This is a genomic window from Aureimonas sp. Leaf454 (assembly GCF_001424685.1).
GTDB lineage: Bacteria > Pseudomonadota > Alphaproteobacteria > Rhizobiales > Rhizobiaceae > Plantimonas.
Map to the genome: position 1 here is coordinate 256,818 of NZ_LMQT01000012.1, position 17,620 is coordinate 274,437.

At 67.7% G+C, this 17,620-nt stretch carries 13 protein-coding genes and 1 CRISPR repeat array; of the genes, 11 read left to right on the plus strand and 2 right to left on the minus strand.

Going from position 1 to position 17,620, the window contains the following annotated elements; genetic code table 11:
* Positions 1-243: 243 nt before the first annotated feature.
* Positions 244-549 (minus strand): hypothetical protein, encoded by a 306-nt coding sequence (locus ASG43_RS10050; protein ID WP_056503890.1) that lies wholly within the window; start codon positions 547-549, stop codon positions 244-246.
* A 180-nt stretch (positions 550-729) separates the two neighbouring features.
* On the opposite strand from ASG43_RS10050, the gene ASG43_RS10055 reads away from it, so the two are divergent.
* The 11 genes from ASG43_RS10055 to ASG43_RS10105 all read left to right on the plus strand — a co-directional run bounded on the left by ASG43_RS10055 (position 730) and on the right by ASG43_RS10105 (position 14,308).
* Complete coding sequence (locus tag ASG43_RS10055; protein ID WP_056503893.1) at positions 730-2,166, plus strand: MobA/MobL family protein; 1,437 nt, start codon at positions 730-732, stop codon at positions 2,164-2,166.
* Positions 2,167-2,457: 291 nt separating this feature from the next.
* Positions 2,458-4,740: a CRISPR-associated endonuclease Cas3'' gene (locus tag ASG43_RS10060; protein ID WP_056503898.1), complete on the plus strand. Its 2,283-nt coding sequence runs from the start codon at positions 2,458-2,460 to the stop codon at positions 4,738-4,740.
* A 16-nt stretch (positions 4,741-4,756) separates the two neighbouring features.
* Entirely contained in the window at positions 4,757-5,449 is a 693-nt protein-coding gene (gene cas5c / locus ASG43_RS10065; RefSeq protein WP_056503902.1) for a type I-C CRISPR-associated protein Cas5c, read from the plus strand.
* Positions 5,446-7,197, plus strand: coding sequence for a type I-C CRISPR-associated protein Cas8c/Csd1 (cas8c, locus tag ASG43_RS10070; protein WP_056503906.1), 1,752 nt, complete (start codon positions 5,446-5,448; stop codon positions 7,195-7,197). The genes cas5c and cas8c overlap by 4 nt, the downstream gene beginning before the upstream one ends.
* Complete coding sequence (gene cas7c, locus ASG43_RS10075; RefSeq protein ID WP_056503910.1) at positions 7,194-8,141, plus strand: type I-C CRISPR-associated protein Cas7/Csd2; 948 nt, start codon at positions 7,194-7,196, stop codon at positions 8,139-8,141. The genes cas8c and cas7c overlap by 4 nt, the downstream gene beginning before the upstream one ends.
* A gap of 111 nt (positions 8,142-8,252) precedes the next feature.
* Positions 8,253-8,888: a CRISPR-associated protein Cas4 gene (gene cas4, locus ASG43_RS10080; RefSeq protein ID WP_056503912.1), complete on the plus strand. Its 636-nt coding sequence runs from the start codon at positions 8,253-8,255 to the stop codon at positions 8,886-8,888.
* Positions 8,885-9,919, plus strand: coding sequence for a type I-C CRISPR-associated endonuclease Cas1c (gene cas1c, locus ASG43_RS10085; RefSeq protein ID WP_056503916.1), 1,035 nt, complete (start codon positions 8,885-8,887; stop codon positions 9,917-9,919). Before cas4 ends, cas1c begins: the two co-directional genes overlap by 4 nt.
* Before the next feature lie 10 nt (positions 9,920-9,929).
* A complete protein-coding gene (gene cas2 / locus ASG43_RS10090) occupies positions 9,930-10,220 on the plus strand; it encodes a CRISPR-associated endonuclease Cas2 (protein WP_056503919.1) in 291 nt (96 codons plus the stop codon).
* A 187-nt stretch (positions 10,221-10,407) separates the two neighbouring features.
* Positions 10,408-11,489: direct repeats of the CRISPR family, unit length 32 nt; unit sequence GTCGCCCCTCGCGCAGGGGCGTGGATCGAAAC.
* Between the two features lie 679 nt (positions 11,490-12,168).
* Positions 12,169-13,242 carry a hypothetical protein gene (locus ASG43_RS10095; RefSeq protein ID WP_056503922.1) on the plus strand — a complete coding sequence of 358 codons (1,074 nt, stop codon included), beginning with the start codon at positions 12,169-12,171 and terminating at the stop codon, positions 13,240-13,242.
* Positions 13,239-13,802 (plus strand): GspMb/PilO family protein, encoded by a 564-nt coding sequence (locus ASG43_RS10100; protein WP_056503925.1) that lies wholly within the window; start codon positions 13,239-13,241, stop codon positions 13,800-13,802. Before ASG43_RS10095 ends, ASG43_RS10100 begins: the two co-directional genes overlap by 4 nt.
* On the plus strand, positions 13,799-14,308 hold the full coding sequence (locus ASG43_RS10105; protein WP_056503928.1) for a hypothetical protein: 510 nt from the start codon (positions 13,799-13,801) through the stop codon (positions 14,306-14,308). Before ASG43_RS10100 ends, ASG43_RS10105 begins: the two co-directional genes overlap by 4 nt.
* Before the next feature lie 431 nt (positions 14,309-14,739).
* On the opposite strand, the gene ASG43_RS23720 is transcribed toward ASG43_RS10105, so the two are convergent.
* Positions 14,740-17,466 (minus strand): galactose oxidase-like domain-containing protein, encoded by a 2,727-nt coding sequence (locus tag ASG43_RS23720; protein WP_162244703.1) that lies wholly within the window; start codon positions 17,464-17,466, stop codon positions 14,740-14,742.
* Positions 17,467-17,620 lie beyond the last annotated feature (154 nt).

Sequence of the window (17,620 nt, forward strand, 5' to 3'; positions counted from 1 at the left end):
GACGCCGTCGAAGACAAGTTCTGTGGACGCGCGACCGCAGTGGCGGCAATCCCGAGAACGGATCGCGCCAGTGTATCGCCCATGACTGCCGCGGCGATGGCGAGAAGAACCCAGGGTCCGTCGGCATCACGACCCGCCCGACGGCTACGCTTCCGTGCTCGATGCATCCGAACCTGGACGCTTGCACCAAAACGTCGCCTCCGGCGTCCTGGCTTCGAGACCTGCGACGGCACGAGGGACTGTTCAGGACGTCGCATCGTCGCCTCCGTTAGCCGAGAGGTCGAACGGTGTTCCGGCGAGCGCGATGCGGTCCTGATGTCGGGAAACGTATCGGTTTAGCCAGCGGCGAAATCCGGTGACCATCGACTCCGCCTTGCCGGATTCGGCTAAGGCCATGAGGGCAGCGCCGAGGACGTACTTCCTTTGGTTTGCGAGACGGCGGTTCACGCCGTCGACCGCGCGCCGCAGCCTGGCGACTTTCGCACGCGCGGCGCGTTCCTTCAGGCGGGCCACCTCCAGCCTGCTCGCAACTTCCTGGACCATCATCATCCCTTCCGTGTTTTGGCGTCCGGGCTGATGATGGCCGGCGATTTGCCCCGGCACCAACTCCAGTCATGATCGATGACACGGGCCCGCGAAACCGGGGAAGAGGCTCGCCTATACATCGCTGCGCGATGTGGCTCGAAGAATGGCTGGCGGTCTCCCCAAATCCGCCGGCGGAGTTGGCCGATGTCCGATTTTTTCCGCGTGCAGCTCGGCATCGTGTCGCGATCCGAGAGGCATTCAGCCGCAAAGCGCTCAGCCTACCAGGCTTGCTGTATCGCGATCGACCACGCCGGGCGTCGGTTCGATTTCTCACGTAAGGCCACCGAGCATGCGATGCCGACCGTTGTTCTCGCACCCGACGGCGTACCCGACTGGTGCCTTAATCCTGGTGCGCTGTGGAACCGCGCAGCCGCAGCCGAGAAGCGGCTCGACGCGCAGGAGGCCCGCGTCGTCGATTTCTCGATGCCGCGGGCAATCCCTCGGGATCTCTGGGCGGCTGCGGTTCGGCATGTCTACCAACCCTTCCAGGCCGCGGGAATGGTACTTCAGATCGACGTTCACGACACGGCGGCCAGCGACGGCGGCCGTAACGTGAATGTTCACGCCATCGGTACGCTTCGGCGGATCGACGGAAATGAATTCGCTCGCAAAAAGGAGCGTGCTTGGAGCGACTGGTTTCGTGAACGAGAAGGGCGAGTTGTGCGCGAACTGATTGCAGAACGGCTGACCACCTTCTGCCGCACGCACGGAATCGCATACATGGGCGACGCTCGGCCGAATGCCGATCGCGGTCTTCCTTCTCCGGAGCCGGAGTTGCCGCGGTGGAACGCAGTAGCCACGAAGCGGACCGGCACGCTCACACCTGCCATCGCGGACCTTGCGCAGCATCGGCGCCGCCGCCGTGCTTGGCAGGCTGCGGCCGAAGAATGTGCTGATGCAGAGGCAGAGCGGAAAGGGCTTGAGCGGCCAGCGCGCGAGATCGCCGCACGCCGCCTCGAACCCGCCCAAGCGAGCGAGGGAAGACGAACGCCGGGAGACCGCCGAGCGGCCGCTCTCCGATCTTGGCAAGGCGGGGGATGGCTCGACGTCGAGGCGATCGGGAACGTCGCGCGGGTGCGCGTCGACCCCGTGCGAGACTGCCTCTGGATCGACCTCGCCGACGGTTCGGCGCTGCTCGACACGGGCACCAGCATCCGTCTTCAGGGTGCCCTCACATGGGTGGCCGCCGAGGAGACGGCCGCAGCCGCAGAGCGCCATGGCTGGAAGGCCGTCCGGGTCTTTGGCGACGCAGCCTACGGGGATGCCGTTGCCGTCGCGTGCGCCATGCGCGGCATTCTGGTCGAGAACCACGCCCTGTCTCGGGAGGCGGCAGCGCTCCTGAAGTCGAAGCTCGCGGAGAGACTGACCACACGTCCCGAGTCAGCCCACCTAAGCGTCACGAACAAAGACCCGGGAGACAGCCGCGCTGCTTATCTCAGCGTCGTGCAAAGGCAACGACAAACGGCTGCCATTCGGCCGCCAGCGTACGTCGATCTGGACTTGCCGGCGCCCGGTCCGGTCTATCGCCCCGCAGGCTCCAGCGATCCCGCGTCGCGGGTTTGTATCGGCAATAATTGCTGATTCAGATTGTCACTGCCTTCGAGATCGTGTGCATTTGAAAGGTGCCCTGGTCCCCTGCGATCTACCGAATTGAGGTTCCCCGCAATGCCGGCGCCAGCGTCTGGCTCTTTCACGGCGGAGGTGGGTGAGCAGCTACCGCGCCCGACGACATACCATTGCCGCACTCAGTGTTGGAGAAAGCCGTGACTTCTTGTCGAAGACTTGCGGCGGGCGGTTTTTGTGGATGAAGCTGAAGCTTGTAACTGACCAACTTCTGGCGGCTGACGGCTTGGCGACAGGAACAACTGATCCATGGCGTTCCATGCGCATTCAACACCGCGAGAAGATCGATCGGACTGGGACCTCCTCTCGGATCATCTCTACTGCGTAGCCCGCCGCGCGGAGAGTTTCGGTACGGCGTTCAAAATCGGTCCCGCAGCGGAAGTCGCCGGCCGCCGTCACGATCTCGGCAAGTATACGGCTGGATTTCAGGAACGCCTGTCCGGCGGAGACAGCGTCGACCACTCAACGGCAGGTGCCGCAGTTCTGCTCGATATTGTGACGACTGTGGATGAACGGATGATCGCCACGCTGATTGCCCAGGGCATCGCGGGGCATCACGCCGGGCTGCCGGATCGTCGCTCGTTCTCGGACAGTTCTCTTAAGACTAGGGTGAGAGCGTTCGACAGAACGCTTCTTTCGGCCGAAGCCGCCGCCTTAACACCCGCCTCCGCCGCGGGCCTACTGCCGGAATTCGCCTGGCGCAAGGACAGGCTGGCCTTCCAGTTCGGCCTACTTGGGCGGATGATCTTCTCTTGCCTCGTCGATGCCGATTACAAGGAGACAGAGGGCTTCTACGAGCGCATCGGCGAACGTCGAAAAGATCGCTACTGGCCTTCGCTCGCCGCAAGGCTGCCGGAATTCCTCGGGGCCTTCGAAAAGACGATCGCAAGTTTCGGCGCTCCCCGAACGCCGCTCGCTGCCCTCCGACGTGAGATTCTCGACTCGGTCCTGGCAAAAGCTGAGATGGCACCCGGCCTCTTCACCCTGACGGTGCCAACGGGCGGCGGCAAGACACTTGCCTCCCTCGGCTTCGCACTCAATCACGCCAGGATCCATCGCCATCGACGCATCGTCGTCGCCATTCCCTTCACCTCGATCATCGACCAGACCGCGGCGATCTTCCGGGACATGCTCGGCGAGGCGAACGTGCTCGAGCATCATTCCGGAATCGAGACCGAGCGGATCAACGAGACGACGCGCGGCGCGGACGACGCCCGCTCAGCCGACGGCTTCCGATCGGGCGCCGAGAAAATGCGGCTCGCCATGGAGGACTGGGCCGCGCCCGTAATCGTCACCACCCATGTCCAGCTTTTCGAAAGCCTCTTCGCGGCAAGACCGGGGCGCTGCCGCAAGCTGCACAACCTCGCCGGCAGCATCATCGTCCTCGACGAGGCGCAGACCTTGCCGCGCCCGCTGCTGTCGCCGACCGTCCAGATGCTGGACGAACTCGCCCGCAACTACGGCTGCTCCATTATCCTTTGCACCGCCACGCAGCCGGCTTTCGATGCGCGCCGTCTGCCTGCCGGCCATCCGCTGGCGCTGGAGCTTGCCGGCCGGGAACTCGCGCCCGATCCGGCACGGCATGCGGCAAGCCTGCGACGCACCTGCCTAGTCCATGCCGGCGTCATGGACGATGAAGCGATCGTCGCCGCGCTTTCGGTTACACCGCAGGCGCTCGTCATCGTCAACAGCCGGCGCCACGCGCTGGATCTTTTCCGCGCCGCGGAAGCTGCGGAACTCGGCGACCTCGTCCACCTGACGACCAGGCAATGCGGCGCGCATCGCCGGGAGATTTTGGCCGACGTCCGCCACCGCCTGAAGAGCGGGGAAGGCTGCCGGCTGATTGCCACCTCGCTCGTCGAGGCGGGTGTCGACATCGACTTCCCGCTCGTCTGGCGGGCGGAAGCGGGCCTCGACCAGATCGCCCAGGCGGCCGGACGCTGCAACCGCGAGGGCGAGCGGGATGCCGAGGCAAGTCTCGTCACCGTCTTCAAGCCGAAGGATCACAGGCCGCCGGTGGAGATCGCCGGGCTGATCGGCGACATGGCGCGGATAATGGACCAGCATGCCGACCTTTTCGCGCCGGATGCGATGGCGGACTATTTCGAGGAGATCTACTGGCGTCTCGCCGATCGGCTCGACAGCAAGAAGATCCTGAAGGACATGACGCTCGATCCCCGCACCGGCGTCGACGTCGCCTATCGCACGATCGCCGAGAAGTACCGGATGATCGAGAGCGGCATGGAACCGATCATCGTGCCGCGCGGGCCGGCGGCGGCGGCGGCCGTGAAGAAGCTGTGGACGGCCGAGACTCCCTCTGGCGCGATCGCCCGCGATCTACAACTCTGCGTCGTGCAGGTGCCGCCGAAGGCGCGGCGCCTGCTCCTGGAGAACGGGCATGTGGAATTCGTTAATCTGAAGGACCGCGCCGACCAGTTCGCCGTGCTGCGCACGCCCTCGCTTTACGACGAGACGGTCGGGCTGCTGTGGGAGAATGCCGACTACATCGCTCTCGAAGACGGGGTGATCTGAATAGGAGCGAGCCAACTTGACCTACGGCACCAGACTGCGCGTCTCCGGCCCCTTTGCTTGCTTCACGCGGCCGGAGATGAAGGTCGAGCGCGTCTCCTACGACGTGATGACGCCGTCGGCCGCACGCGGCATTCTGGAGGCGATCCACTGGAAGCCGGCGATCCGTTGGGTGATCGACGAGATCCACGTGCTGAAGCCAATCCGCTTCCGCTCGATCCGGCGCAACGAGGTCGGGCACAAAGGATCGGCTGCCAAAGCAAAGAGCGCCATGAAGCGCGGCGACCTCGATGGCCTCGCCGTAATCGTCGACGACGACCGCCGGCAGCGGGCGACGACGCTCCTCGTCGACGTCGACTACGTCATCTCGGCGCATTTCGAGATGACCGCGAGAGCCGGGCCCGAGGACAGCGAGGGCAAGCATCTCGACATGTTCAACCGCCGCGCCGCCGCCGGCCAGTGCTTCCACCAGCCCTGTCTCGGCACCCGCGAGTTCGACGCCCGGTTCTCCCTCGTACAGCAGGATGACCCGGTTCCGACCGCGTCGGAGACGAGCGCCGAGCTCGGTTTCGGCACGCCCCGGGATCTCGGCTTCATGCTCTTCGACATCGACCACGCCGCGCCCGGACGACCCTCGATGTTCTTTCGGGCAAAGCTGAAGGATGGCGTCATGCGCGTGCCGGCGCCCGGCTCTCCGGAGGTGCTGCGGTGACCATCCTCTCCTCCCTCGCCCGGGCCTATGACCGCCTGCCGGATGCGCCCAAGCCCGGCCTCTCCCTCCAGAAGATCGGCCTCGTCGTCGGGTTGAATCCGGATGGCACGATCGCCAGCGTGACGGACTGGCGCGACGGCGAGGGCAAGAAACGCCAGCCGCGGCCGATGCCGGTGCCGCAGCCCGTCAAGCGCGCAAGCAACATCCTTCCCAATTCGTTTTGGGACAAGACGGCCTATTCGCTCGGCGTGAAGGTTGACCCGGGACCGCGCACGGCTCTTGAACACCGGGCATTCGTCGATCATCACCGCGCGCTCCTCGCCGGGACAGAGGACGAGGGGCTGCTCGCCTTCCTGCGCTTTCTCGAATTCTGGCGGCCCGAGATGTTCGAGGCGGCGGGCTTCACCGAGGACATGAAGGACCAGAACGTCGTCTTCGCGCTGGAGAGCGAGCGGCGGCGCAACGTCTTCCTGTTCGACCGTTTGGCCGCCCGCGCGCTGATCGAGGCGCCGCCAGACCGGAAAGCCGAGACGGCGCTCTGCCTCGTCACCGGACGGCGCGGCCCCATCGCGCGGCTGCATCCTTCGATCAAGGGCGTCTGGGGCGGCCAGTCGGCGGGCGCCTCGATCGTCTCCTTCAATCTCGACGCCTTCGAGAGCTACGGCCACGTCCAGGGCGACAATGCGCCGGTCTCGCAGGCGGCGGCGAGCGCCTATGTCGGCGCCCTCAACCATTTTCTCACCAAGGATTCCGGCCACCGCATCCAGATCGGCGACGCCTCGACGGTGTTCTGGGCGGAGGCCGCCGACGCGCAAGCCGCCGCGATGTCGGAGAGCGTCTTCGCCGCGATGTTCGCGGACGAGCCGATCGACACGACGGGCGACACGCGCCGCGTCGGCGATATCCTCGAGCGCATTCGCAAAAGGCTTCCGCTGCACGAGGTGGCGCCCGAGCTCTGCGCCGGTGTCCGCTTCCACATTCTCGGCCTCGCACCGAACGCGGCGCGCATCTCCGTCCGCTTCTGGCTGGAAGACGAGTTCGGCGCCATCGTCTCCCACTACGCGCGGCTCTGGCAGGAGATGCGGGTCGAGCCGGCCGATCCGGGCGGCGCCCCACCGCTCTGGCAGTATCTCGCCGAGACGGCCGCACGCGGGAAGTCCGACAACGTCCCGCCCAATCTGGCCGGAGAATGGATGCGCGCGATCCTTGCAGGGTCGCGCTATCCGATGACCCTCCTCTCGACGCTCCTGATGCGCATCCGCGCCGACGGCCACGTCACTTCTCGCCGCGTCTCCATGCTGAAGGCGCTCGTCATCCGCAATTATCATCTCGAGAAGGAAGCGCCCGTGGCACTCGATCCGGAGAATCCCAACCGCGGCTACCTGCTCGGCCGCCTCTTCGCCGCCTACGAGTTCGCCCAGACCGGAGCCCTCGGCCGCAACGTCAATGCGACGATCAAGGACAAGTTCTACGGCTCGGCCTCCGTCCAGCCGCAGAAGGTATTCCGCATGCTCGACGCGGGATCGGTCAACCATCTCGCCAAGATCGGCAAGGAGCGTCCCGGCCAGCGCGTCAACATCGAGAAGGCGATCGCGGCCATCATGGACCGCATGGATCCGAATGACGATCCCTTTCCCCCCACGCTTTCCGCCGCCGAGCAAGCCCTGTTCGGGCTCGGCTACTATCACCAGCGCAGCGCCTTCCTCGCCCGCAAGGAGGCACCGACCGAGGAGCCCGCCGCATCATGAGCGACCTGTCCCGACGCCACGACTTCGTTCTCCTCTTCGACGTGAAGAACGGCAATCCGAACGGCGATCCCGATGCCGGCAACATGCCGCGCCTCGACCCCGAGACCGGCAACGGGCTGGTCTCGGACGTCAGCCTGAAGCGCAAGATCCGCAACTATGTGGAACTTGCCCATGGCGGCGAACCTGGCAAGGCGATCTACGTCCAGGAAGGGGCGATCCTCAACGAACAGCACCGCAAAGCCTATAGGGCCGAACGCGGCGACGACGCCAAGATTGACGGTCAGGCCAAGCTGAACCCCAGGGACGATGACGAAGCGACACGGCTTCGCCGCTTCATGTGCGACAATTTATTCGACGTGCGCAGCTTCGGCGCGGTGATGTCGACGGGCATCAATTGCGGCCAGGTCCGCGGTCCCGTCCAGATGACCTTCGCCCAATCCATCGAGCCGATCGTCCCGCAGGAGGTCTCGATCACGCGCATGGCCGCGACGACCGCCGCCGAGAAGAAGCAGACCCTCGAAGGCGAGGAAGACCAGCGGACCGAGAACCGGACCATGGGCCGCAAGCACATCGTCCCCTATGGCCTTTATCGGGCGCATGGCTTCGTCTCCGCCAAGCTCGCCGAGAAGACGGGATTTTCCGACGCCGACTTGGACGTCCTGATGGAGGCGCTGGAGGCGATGTTCGAGCATGATCGCTCCGCAGCACGCGGCGAGATGGCGACACGCCGACTGATCGTCTTCCGGCACGACAACGCCCTCGGCCGGGCGCCCGCGCACAAGCTCTTCGACAGGATCACGGTGGATCGTCTCGTGGAGGGCGAGACACTGCCGATCGGCCGACGCCTCGACAACTATCCCCCGGCGCGCGCCTTCACCGACTACGTCGTCTCGATCAACCGGGAGGGCCTTCCCGAGGGGGTCGAGATCGTAGAGCGGCTGTAGGAAGGCCAAGGGTCGCGGGACGACCGCGTGGATCGAAACCAGCTAATCGTGGCGGTGATCTCGATCGCGCCGGCGCCGGCGCGAGAGGGCAGAGGGTAGAGGGAGAACGAGTTGCAGGGCGAACCCATTCCCCTTTCCGCGCTCCAGCATGCCGTCTACTGCCTTCGGCAGGCGGCGCTGATCCATCTGGAGCGGATGTGGGCGGACAACCGCTTCACGGCCGAGGGCACGGTGATGCACCTGGCCACCGACCGTCCCGGTCAGCGGCGCATCAAGGGTGTGCGCCGCGTCTCGGCGCTTCCCGTCGCCAGCGCGCGGCTGGGCATCGCCGGCGTCGCCGACCTCGTCGAGTTCCTGCCCTCGCCGGGCGGCGAGGTCGCCCGGCCCGTCGAGTTCAAGCGTGGCAAGCCGAAGGCGCATCGCGCCGATGCGGTGCAGCTCTGCGCGCAAGGCCTCTGCCTCGAGGAGATGACGGGCCACGGCGTTCCCGAGGGCGCGCTCTTCTACGGCGAGACGAAGCGCCGGGTTGAGGTGGTCTTCGACGCGCCGCTGCGGGCGCTGACCGAGGCGACCATCGCCGAGCTGCACGACGTCTTCTCCGCCGGCCGCACGCCAAAGCCGACGCCGCATGCGAGCCGCTGCCGGGCCTGCTCGCTGATCGATCTCTGCCGGCCGAAGGCCATCACCCGTTCTGCCCGCGCCTTCCGCGACGTCGCACTCCGCTCCCATCTGGCGGAAATCCCGTGAAGAAGCTCCTCAACACCCTTTACGTCACGACCGAGGGCGCGGTGCTGCGCAAGGACGGCGAGAACGCCGTCGTCCTCGTCGAAAACCAGGAGCGCGCCCGCGTGCCCTTCCACATGCTGACCTCGATCGTGCTCTTCGGACCGATCAGCGTGACGCCCGGGATGATCGGCGCGGCGGCGGCGGCGGGCATGACGATCGTCCTCCTGGAGCGCAGCGGACGCTTTCACGCACGGATCGAGGGACCGGTCAGCGGCAACGTCCTGCTGCGCGGGGCGCAATATGCCGCCTCCGACGATCCCACCGAGATCGTCCGCTCGCTTCTGCTCGGCAAGGTCGCCAATCAGCGCTCGGTCCTCATGCGTGGCCTTCGCGATCATGGCGAGACCGTGCCCGAGGCCGCTCAGGCGGCGCTGGGCGCAGCCGTCGAACGTCTCGCCCGGATCCTCCGACGCGTCGAGCTGGCCGGCGGCGACGTCGACACTCTACGCGGCGCGGAGGGCGAGGCGGCGGCGCTCTACTTCTCCGTCTTCGGCCATCTAGTGCGACACGAAGACCCCGCCTTTCGCTGGAGCGGCCGCTCGCGCCGCCCTCCGCTCGACCCGCTGAACGCCCTCCTCTCCTTCTTCTACACCCTTCTGACCCACGATTGCCGCAGCGCCGCCGAAGCCGTCGGTCTCGATCCGGCCGTCGGCTTCCTCCACCGCGACCGTCCGGGCCGCCCCAGTCTGGCGCTCGACCTGATGGAGGAACTTCGGCCGATCTTCGCCGACCGGCTGGCCCTGTCGATGATCAACCGCCGCCAGCTCTCGCCCGGCGACTTCGAGCGGCGCGAGGGCGGCGCCGTGACGCTGACGGACGAGGCGCGCAAGCGCGTGCTCGCGGCCTGGCAGGAGCGCAAGCGCGAGGAGCGCCTGCATCCCTTTCTCGGCGAGAAGGCGCCGCTCGGCCTCGTGCCCTATCTCCAGGCCCAGATGCTGTCGCGTCATCTTCGCGGCGATCTCGACGTCTATCCGCCCTGGTTCTGGAAATAGGAGCACCGCGATGCTGGTCCTCGTCACCTATGACGTGAAGACGAGCGAGCCCGGCGGCGCGAAGCGGCTGCGGCAAGTGGCGAAGGCCTGCCGCGACGTCGGCCAACGGGTGCAGTATTCAGTCTTCGAGATCGAGGTGGATCCGGCCGAGTGGACGCGCCTCAAGGCGCGCCTCGAAACGATCATCGACCCCGACCAGGACAGCCTGCGCTACTATCACCTCGGCAGCGGCGGCCAGCGCCGTGTCGAGCATGTCGGCGCCAAGCCTTCGACGGATCTCGGCGGCGTGCTGATCGTGTGAACAGTTTGGCGCGAACGCCAAGCGTGTCGCCGTTTCCCGGCTGGTTCGCTCCAGACCGTGCTCTTTGAAATCGTGAAGCTTATTGGCGCCGGCGCGGCATGCGCAAGGAGCGCGGGGCGACGGATGCCGGGAGTTCGCGCAAGCCGCGCGCTTTCTTGATCGCAGCCAATGGCTTAGATGGATGGCAGTCGCCCCTCGCGCAGGGGCGTGGATCGAAACCGTGAAGACGATCGGTTTCGACCGAGGCACCCAGTCGCCCCTCGCGCAGGGGCGTGGATCGAAACTCGACGACGAGGCTCGGATGATAGCCGAATTCCGTGTCGCCCCTCGCGCAGGGGCGTGGATCGAAACATGACGATGGACGGCGGCGCGACCTGGACGCCCGTCGCCCCTCGCGCAGGGGCGTGGATCGAAACCCGAAGGTCTTCCGGCATGTCTCGGGCGTGTGATGTCGCCCCTCGCGCAGGGGCGTGGATCGAAACTTGATCGCCTCGCGGATGAGATCGAGGCGGTGCTGTCGCCCCTCGCGCAGGGGCGTGGATCGAAACTACATCAACGGGCTGAACAACGTCCTGCGCGGTTGTCGCCCCTTGCGCAGGGGCGTGGATCGAAACGGCGACATGGTCGACACCGTCACCCGCACGCAGCGTCGCCCCTTGCGCAGGGGCGTGGATCGAAACTCCAGCGCGACAGCGAGAAGGCGAACAACCTCGTCGCCCCTTGCGCAGGGGCGTGGATCGAAACACCTACAAGCTCCCGGAAGCGCGCAAGCTCGCGAGTCGCCCCTTGCGCAGGGGCGTGGATCGAAACCAGGTAGGCGCGCGCGGCCGCCACGATGCCGGCGTCGCCCCTCGCGCAGGGGCGTGGATCGAAACGCTTGGGCACCGAGCCGGCTGGCCGACGCCGAAGTCGCCCCTCGCGCAGGGGCGTGGATCGAAACTCCACGACGAGGCTCGGATGATAGCCGAATTCCGTCGCCCCTCGCGCAGGGGCGTGGATCGAAACATGAACCACACAGCCGCGCGTGTGTCCGAGGCGATGTCGCCCCTCGCGCAGGGGCGTGGATCGAAACAGGTCTATGGCATCGAGGAGGCCGTTTGATGGGCGTCGCCCCTCGCGCAGGGGCGTGGATCGAAACTTCCAGCCGCGGCGGACCTTGTCGCCCGTGACCGGGTCGCCCCTCGCGAGGGGCGTGGATCGAAACTTGCCGTCGCGCGTCCGGTAGAACTTGCCGGCCGTCGCCCCTCGTGCAGGCGCGCGGATCGAGACTATCTGCATGTGGTGCAACGCCAAGTAAACGACGTTGCACCTTGCACAAGCCCGGGCCTTGGCAGCAGACTGCGCTTGGCTAGAGGGTCCAGATTGACCAATTCCACTGCGGGCATAGGGTCGACATCGATACACGCCACTGGTACACACGGCGACTGAAAGCGGCTTCAGAACCCTTGTTTTCTGGGCTTTTCGGATGTGTTTGGGAGAATCCCTTCTTCTCCGCCAGACCTCCTGGGCAAGCCCCTGTTCTGCCGTGATGTTTCGCGGAAAGTGACGCTAGATGCCAGCGCGGCGACGCGGTGCATGGCTGAGGCTGGATAGTCCGCATCCTGACGTCACGCGAGGCTACACCGCGGATCGTTGGCGCCCGCGATCCCCAACGTCCGGACCGGCTGCGCGGTCTGCCGGCGGCGCGTTCCGCGACGGGCTTTCGTCGGAGCATGCCAACAGCGCATTCCGAAAGGATCGGTTGCCGTCGACGGGCGGATCTGCGAGGCGCAGGCGCCGTCCCGCCGGGTGCGTCCTGGCGACGGCGTCGATGGTCACGACGACAGGCCCGGTCCGGTCGCAGGGCTGCGGCACCCCTCTGTGCATGCGTGCCCGGCATGATTAACGCTGGGTCAACGCCTGCGCCCTATGGTGACGCCGGGATATCGGCGAAGGGCGCTCGGCGGGCATGGACGGGACGGCGGAAGCGACATCGGGCGGGGCGACGATCCTGCCGAAACTCGCCGCCTTCGCGCTGTGGTGGCGGGACGGTCTGATCAGCCTTCTGCCGCCCGCCTGGCTGGCGCGGATGGGGCGACGGCCTGCAGCGATCGACTGCTTTCTTCAACCGGATGGGCGCGTGGCGCTCGCGCTCGCGGGCGGGATCACGGCGCGTTCGCCGGGGATGGTCCTGGTGCCGGGAGAGGACGCCTTCGCCGAACGGCTGGCGGGTTTGCTCGCGACGGCAAATCGCGACACGGTGCGCCTGTCCATCCCGCGCGGCGATTGCCTCATGCGCACGGTGGAGCTGCCGAGACCGGCGCTGGCCCATGCCGGCACGATCCTGCGCTACGAGATCGAGGCGCTGCTGCCGGTTCCGCCCGACGACATCATGACCGACTGGTATGTCGAACTGGAGGATCGCGCGGGCAAGCGGCTGATCCTGCGCCAGGTCGCGCTCCTGCGCCCGCGCATCGCGGCGGTGGAAGCCGCGCTCCAGGCCGCCGGGGCGCGGCTGGTTCGCGTCACGGTCGGTGACGGCGAAGGGCGACCGGTGCCGGTCGACCTTTTCAACGAACGCCGTGCGGGCCCCGGCACGCGCTTTCGCGCCTTGCCGCGCACCGCGCAGGCGCTCTTCCTCGCCGCCGCCGCGCTGCTTCTTGCAACGCTCGCCGTGCTGGCCGGGCGTCCCGCCGAAACGCTTGCGGCCATGGCCGAGCAGCGCGCGTCCTTCGCGCGCCCCTCGATCCGCGAGCAGTCGGCCGCCGCCGTGGCGGATTTCTTGGTCGAGCGGCAGCGGCCGGGGGCCGCGCTCCTCCTCGACGAGATCGCGACGCGCCTGCCGAAGAACGCCTTCCTGCGCAGCCTCGCCCTGACCGGCGATGCGCTTGTTCTAACCAGCGGGGGTCCTGGCGCGGCGGATGGCGCGGCCGCCCTCGCGCAAAGTCCGCTCTTTTCCGCCGCCGAGACGCTGACGGCCGAGCCCGGCCTCGCAACGCTCTCCCTCCGGATCGCGGCACCCTTTGCGGGCGGTCGCCCGTGACGCCCTTCACCGATCATCCCGCGCTGCAGCGCGGCGCGGCCTTGCTCCTGCTCGGCGCGGTTCTGCTCGTGGCGCTGCCGCCGGTTCTCGCGCCGCTTCGAACCTGGCTTGCCGCGCGGGACGCCATCGCGGACGAGCAGCGTGTTCTCGATCGGCTCGCGCTGCTGGATGCGCGCCGGTCCGGCGTGCTCGCCGCCGCGAGCGCGGAGGGACCGGCGCCGTTCATCATCGCCGCGGACCGGAGCGAAGCGGCCAACCTCCTCTCGCAGCGCGTCGCGTCGTCCGCGCCCATCGAGGCCGTCCGGATCGAAGCGCTCGAGCACTTGGCCGACGCCGCCGCAGACGAGCGTCCCGGCGCCCCCGTGCGGCTCCTCGTTCGTTTCGAGGCGACGCCGAGCGGGCTCTACACGTTCCTGCGCGATCTGGAAAGCGGCGTGCCGGCCATCCGGGTCGGCGATCTCACGGCGGCCGCGACCTCGTCACCCGGCGCGCCCGTGGTTCTGGCCGGCCGCATCGAGGTGTCGGCGGCGTTCCTCCTGACGGAGCCGTCTCTGCCATGATCGCCGCCAACGAGGAGGCCTTGCCCCTCCTTCAGACCGATGGAGACTGGGGCACGGGACCGGCGACGAAGCTGGCGGGCATCGCCGCTGCGGGCAGCCTCGCCCTCCTCCTCGCCGCCTCGTTCTGGCCGGTCGACGCGCAGCCGCGCGCCGCCCTGGCTTTCGCCCTGCCGCCCTCCCCGCTCGGCGACGGACGCGGGCTTTCGGCCGCGCCGTTCGATCCCCTCCGCCGCCCGGCCGCGGGCGTCGAGCCGCTGCCGATCTCGCCCGATCCGCAATCGTCGGCGGCTTCGTCGGCTCTCCTTCCCCCGCCCCCGCTCGCCGGACTGCTCGCCGGCGAGGACGTGCCGAAGGTGCTCTTCTCGCTATCCGGCGAGGGTTGGAAACGGCGGGGCGACGTGGTTCTCGGCTGGACCGTCCAAGGCATCTCGGAGACGAGCGTCCGCCTTCGCCGCGGCGAGGAGCACGTGACGCTGCCGTTCCGGGACGCTCTTCTTTCGCGCTGAACGACAGCACGGCGCCGGTCGTCACGAGGTGTGCTTGGCCGGATTGGCCGGCTCCGCTTCAAACTGCGTCGTCCGCTGCCGACCGGACCTCGGGCAAAGATGCGCAGTCCTGCCCCGGAAGGTCCGTCGTCGCTCGACGTATCGACGCCGCGCAAGCCGGCGCGGTCTGGCCATGACACGGGCCGTCCGCTTCCAACTCCCAATGGGCTGCCGTCTCGTCGTGGAGCGATGATCGAGTCCGCCATCGCGCAGCAGGCCAAGGTAGCGGGCTCGGCTGACCATTGGATGGCTCAAGGAAGTTCGCGGGAAGGCCGTGCCGGCGGTCCTGCAAAAAGGGCTTTCCGCGACGCAGGGGTTCATGCGACCGCGCCACGGAAAGCCTGGATGGGTGGCGCCGGCCTCGATCATCGTGGAGGCCGTCGCTTCTTGCCTTAGCGCGCCATCTGGATCTCGCAGACCTTGATCCGCCCGGGCGCCGGATCACGACCGAATGTCGCCGTTTTGCAGGCCGCGGGTTTGCGCAGGTCGCGGGTCACGAAGCGTCCATCAATGCCGTAGCGGACCTTGCGCACGCCATCGAAGGCGCACATGTACCCTTCCGTGGCGCAGCGCGCCCAGGTGCCCGCCGTTTCCCGCTGCGGCGCGGGCTGCGTCGGAGCCGCGGCGCCGGCCGACTCGACGTCGCAGATCTTGATCCGCCCGAAAGCCGGATCGAGACCGAAGGTCGCCGTGTTGCAGGCCGCGGTGTTGCGCATCTCGCGGGTCACGAAGAGGCCGTCGATACCGTAGCGGACCCTTCGCACGCCGTCGAAGCGGCACACCTCGTTCTCGGAGGCGCAGCGAGCCCAGGTGCCCGCCGTCTCCTGCTGCGGGGCGGGCGTGTCGGCCGATGCGACGTCGCAGGCCTTGATCGTGCCGGGAACCGGATCCCGACCGAAGGTCGCCGTGTCGCAGGCGGCCACGTTCACCATGACCCGCGTGGCGAAGACGCCCTTGGCGCCGTAGCGCACCTGGCGCACGCCTTCGAAGCGGCACGTCTCGTTCTCCGAGGCGCAGCGCGCCCAGGTGCCCGCCGTCTCCTCTTGAGGGGCGGGCTGCGTCGGCGTTGGGGCAGGAGCACCGGCAGACTCGACGTCGCAGACCTTGATCGTGCCGGGAACGGGATCGCGGCCGAAGGTCGCCGTGTTGCAGGCGGCGAGACTCACCATGACCCGCGTGGCGTAGATGCCGTTCGCGCCGTAGCGCACTTGGCGCACGCCTTCGAAACGGCACGTCTCGTTCTCCGACGCGCAGCGTGTCCAGCCGGCCGTCGAGGCGGGCGCGGTCGGCTGCGGGACATCGGGCTGAGGGCTCGGCTGCGGCGCCGGCGGCGTCGGCTCGGGTTGCGGAGTGGCGGGCTCGGGCGTCGGCGCCGGATCGGCGGCCGTCTGGTATTCGCAGAACTTCAGCGTGCCGAAGACCGGATCGCGGCCGAACGTGTCCGTGCTGCAGAGGATCTCGTTCGTCGCTTCGCGCGTGGCATAGGTGCCGTTGGCGCCGAAGCGCACCGTGCGCAGCCCGTCGAAGCGACACATCTGGCTTTCCGAAGCGCAGCGCGCCCAGCCGACAGGACCCTGCGGCGTGCCGCCGCCGAGCGTGCCCGCGGGTGCGGGCGAGGTCGGCGTGTCCGAGGGGATGTCGGTCCCGTCGTCGCCGGTGGGGCTGGGAAGGCGCATGTACTTGCCCTCGGAGGGCACGCCCGCCTCGTCGAAGGCGAAGAGCATGTAGAGGCCGGGGGTTGCGTTGATCGCGTCGTCCGGGAAGGTCACATCGTAGCCGTCTCCAGCGGGCGTCCAGGCGGCCTCGAAGAAGCGCTGGTCGGTGTTCCAGCCATGCGTGACGGTGCCGGTCTTGACGAAGGTCATGCGCCGGATGGTCTTGTCCGCCTGCACGCGGAAGGTCTGCCCGAGCGCGACCCGCACGGGGCCGGCGAGGATGGAGGGACGCGGAGCCGGCTTGCCGGTCCGGTCCAAGAGGAAGGCGGGCGTATAGACCTCGGCATTGCGGCCCGCGATCGGTCCCGGCGCGCCGCCACCGCCCACCAGAACGCGACCGTCCTTCATGAGAAGCGCGGTCGAGTGATAGAGACGGGGCGTCTGCATGGACGCGTCCACGCGCCACTGCTCGGTGTCGGGATTGAAGATCTCGGCGGCATAGGCGACGTTTTCGAGCGTGTTGTTGCCCTCGGCGCCGCCGACCACGAGCACCTCGCCGTTCGGCAGCACGACAGCGGTCGGCCAGTGCCGCTTGAAACGCATGCGGGTGTCTCGGCTCGTCGCGATGCGCGGCCTGAGATCGAAGATGCTGGCCATGTCGGAGCCCGGCACGTTGTCCGGCGTGTTGTTGCCGTAGGAGCCGCCCCCGATCTGCAGGGCAAGACCCGGCCGGTACAGGACGCCCGTCGAGGTCGCCCCCCAGTTGTTTCCGGTGACGGGCCGAACGTCGCGGATCGAGCCGTCGCCGGTGTGGTCGACGTAGTAGGAATACCTGCCGGCGAGAACGAAGACTTCATCGGCGCTGGTCGTGTAGATGTGCGGATACCAGAACGGATTGCCCGAGGTCGCCATATCGGCGCGACGCATCGGCGAGTTTTCGGTGCCGGGAAGTTCGCGCCATCCGGCGCCGGGCGTCAGGACCTCGGAGATCGGCGAGGCGTTCGTCTGATTGCCGTAGGAGGGCGAGCCGCCGGTGACGAGCGTCTGGCCCGAAGGAAGGGTCGTCACCGTCGCGTAATAGCGCGGATACGTCATCGACGGCATGACCGTGAGACCGGCGCGGGCGTTCTTGTAGCCGAATTCGGTGACGCGCTCGTTGGAATTGCCGCCGACGATCATCAGCTTGGAATTGTCGGATCGCAGCACCGCGCCGGCGCAGAAGGAGTCCACTTCGAGAACATTGGGAAGCTGGAGATGGGAATCGGGCCCCGTGCCCTTGGTCGGGTCCCAGAGGTCGAAGTCGAAGCCGCCCTGCCCGTCGTTCGGCTTGGCGCCGAAGGTCATCACCTTGCCGTCCGGCAGAAGGGAGGAGTGGATCGGGATGAAGGCCCAGGGAAGGACGTCGCTGAAGGTTCCGACCTGTGCTGCAGCCGGGCCCGACAGGAGGCCGACCGTCGCCGTCACGAGGCCGAAGCGCGCGATCCCACGCGTCCGGGACCGTCGTCGGACCCTCCCTGGCGCATTCGCATCCGAACCCGCACGTCGCCTTGCCGGATGTTCCGTCGTCGTCATCGCGATCCTCGCTTCCTTACATCGATCGACGCCGATCGACCGGGTG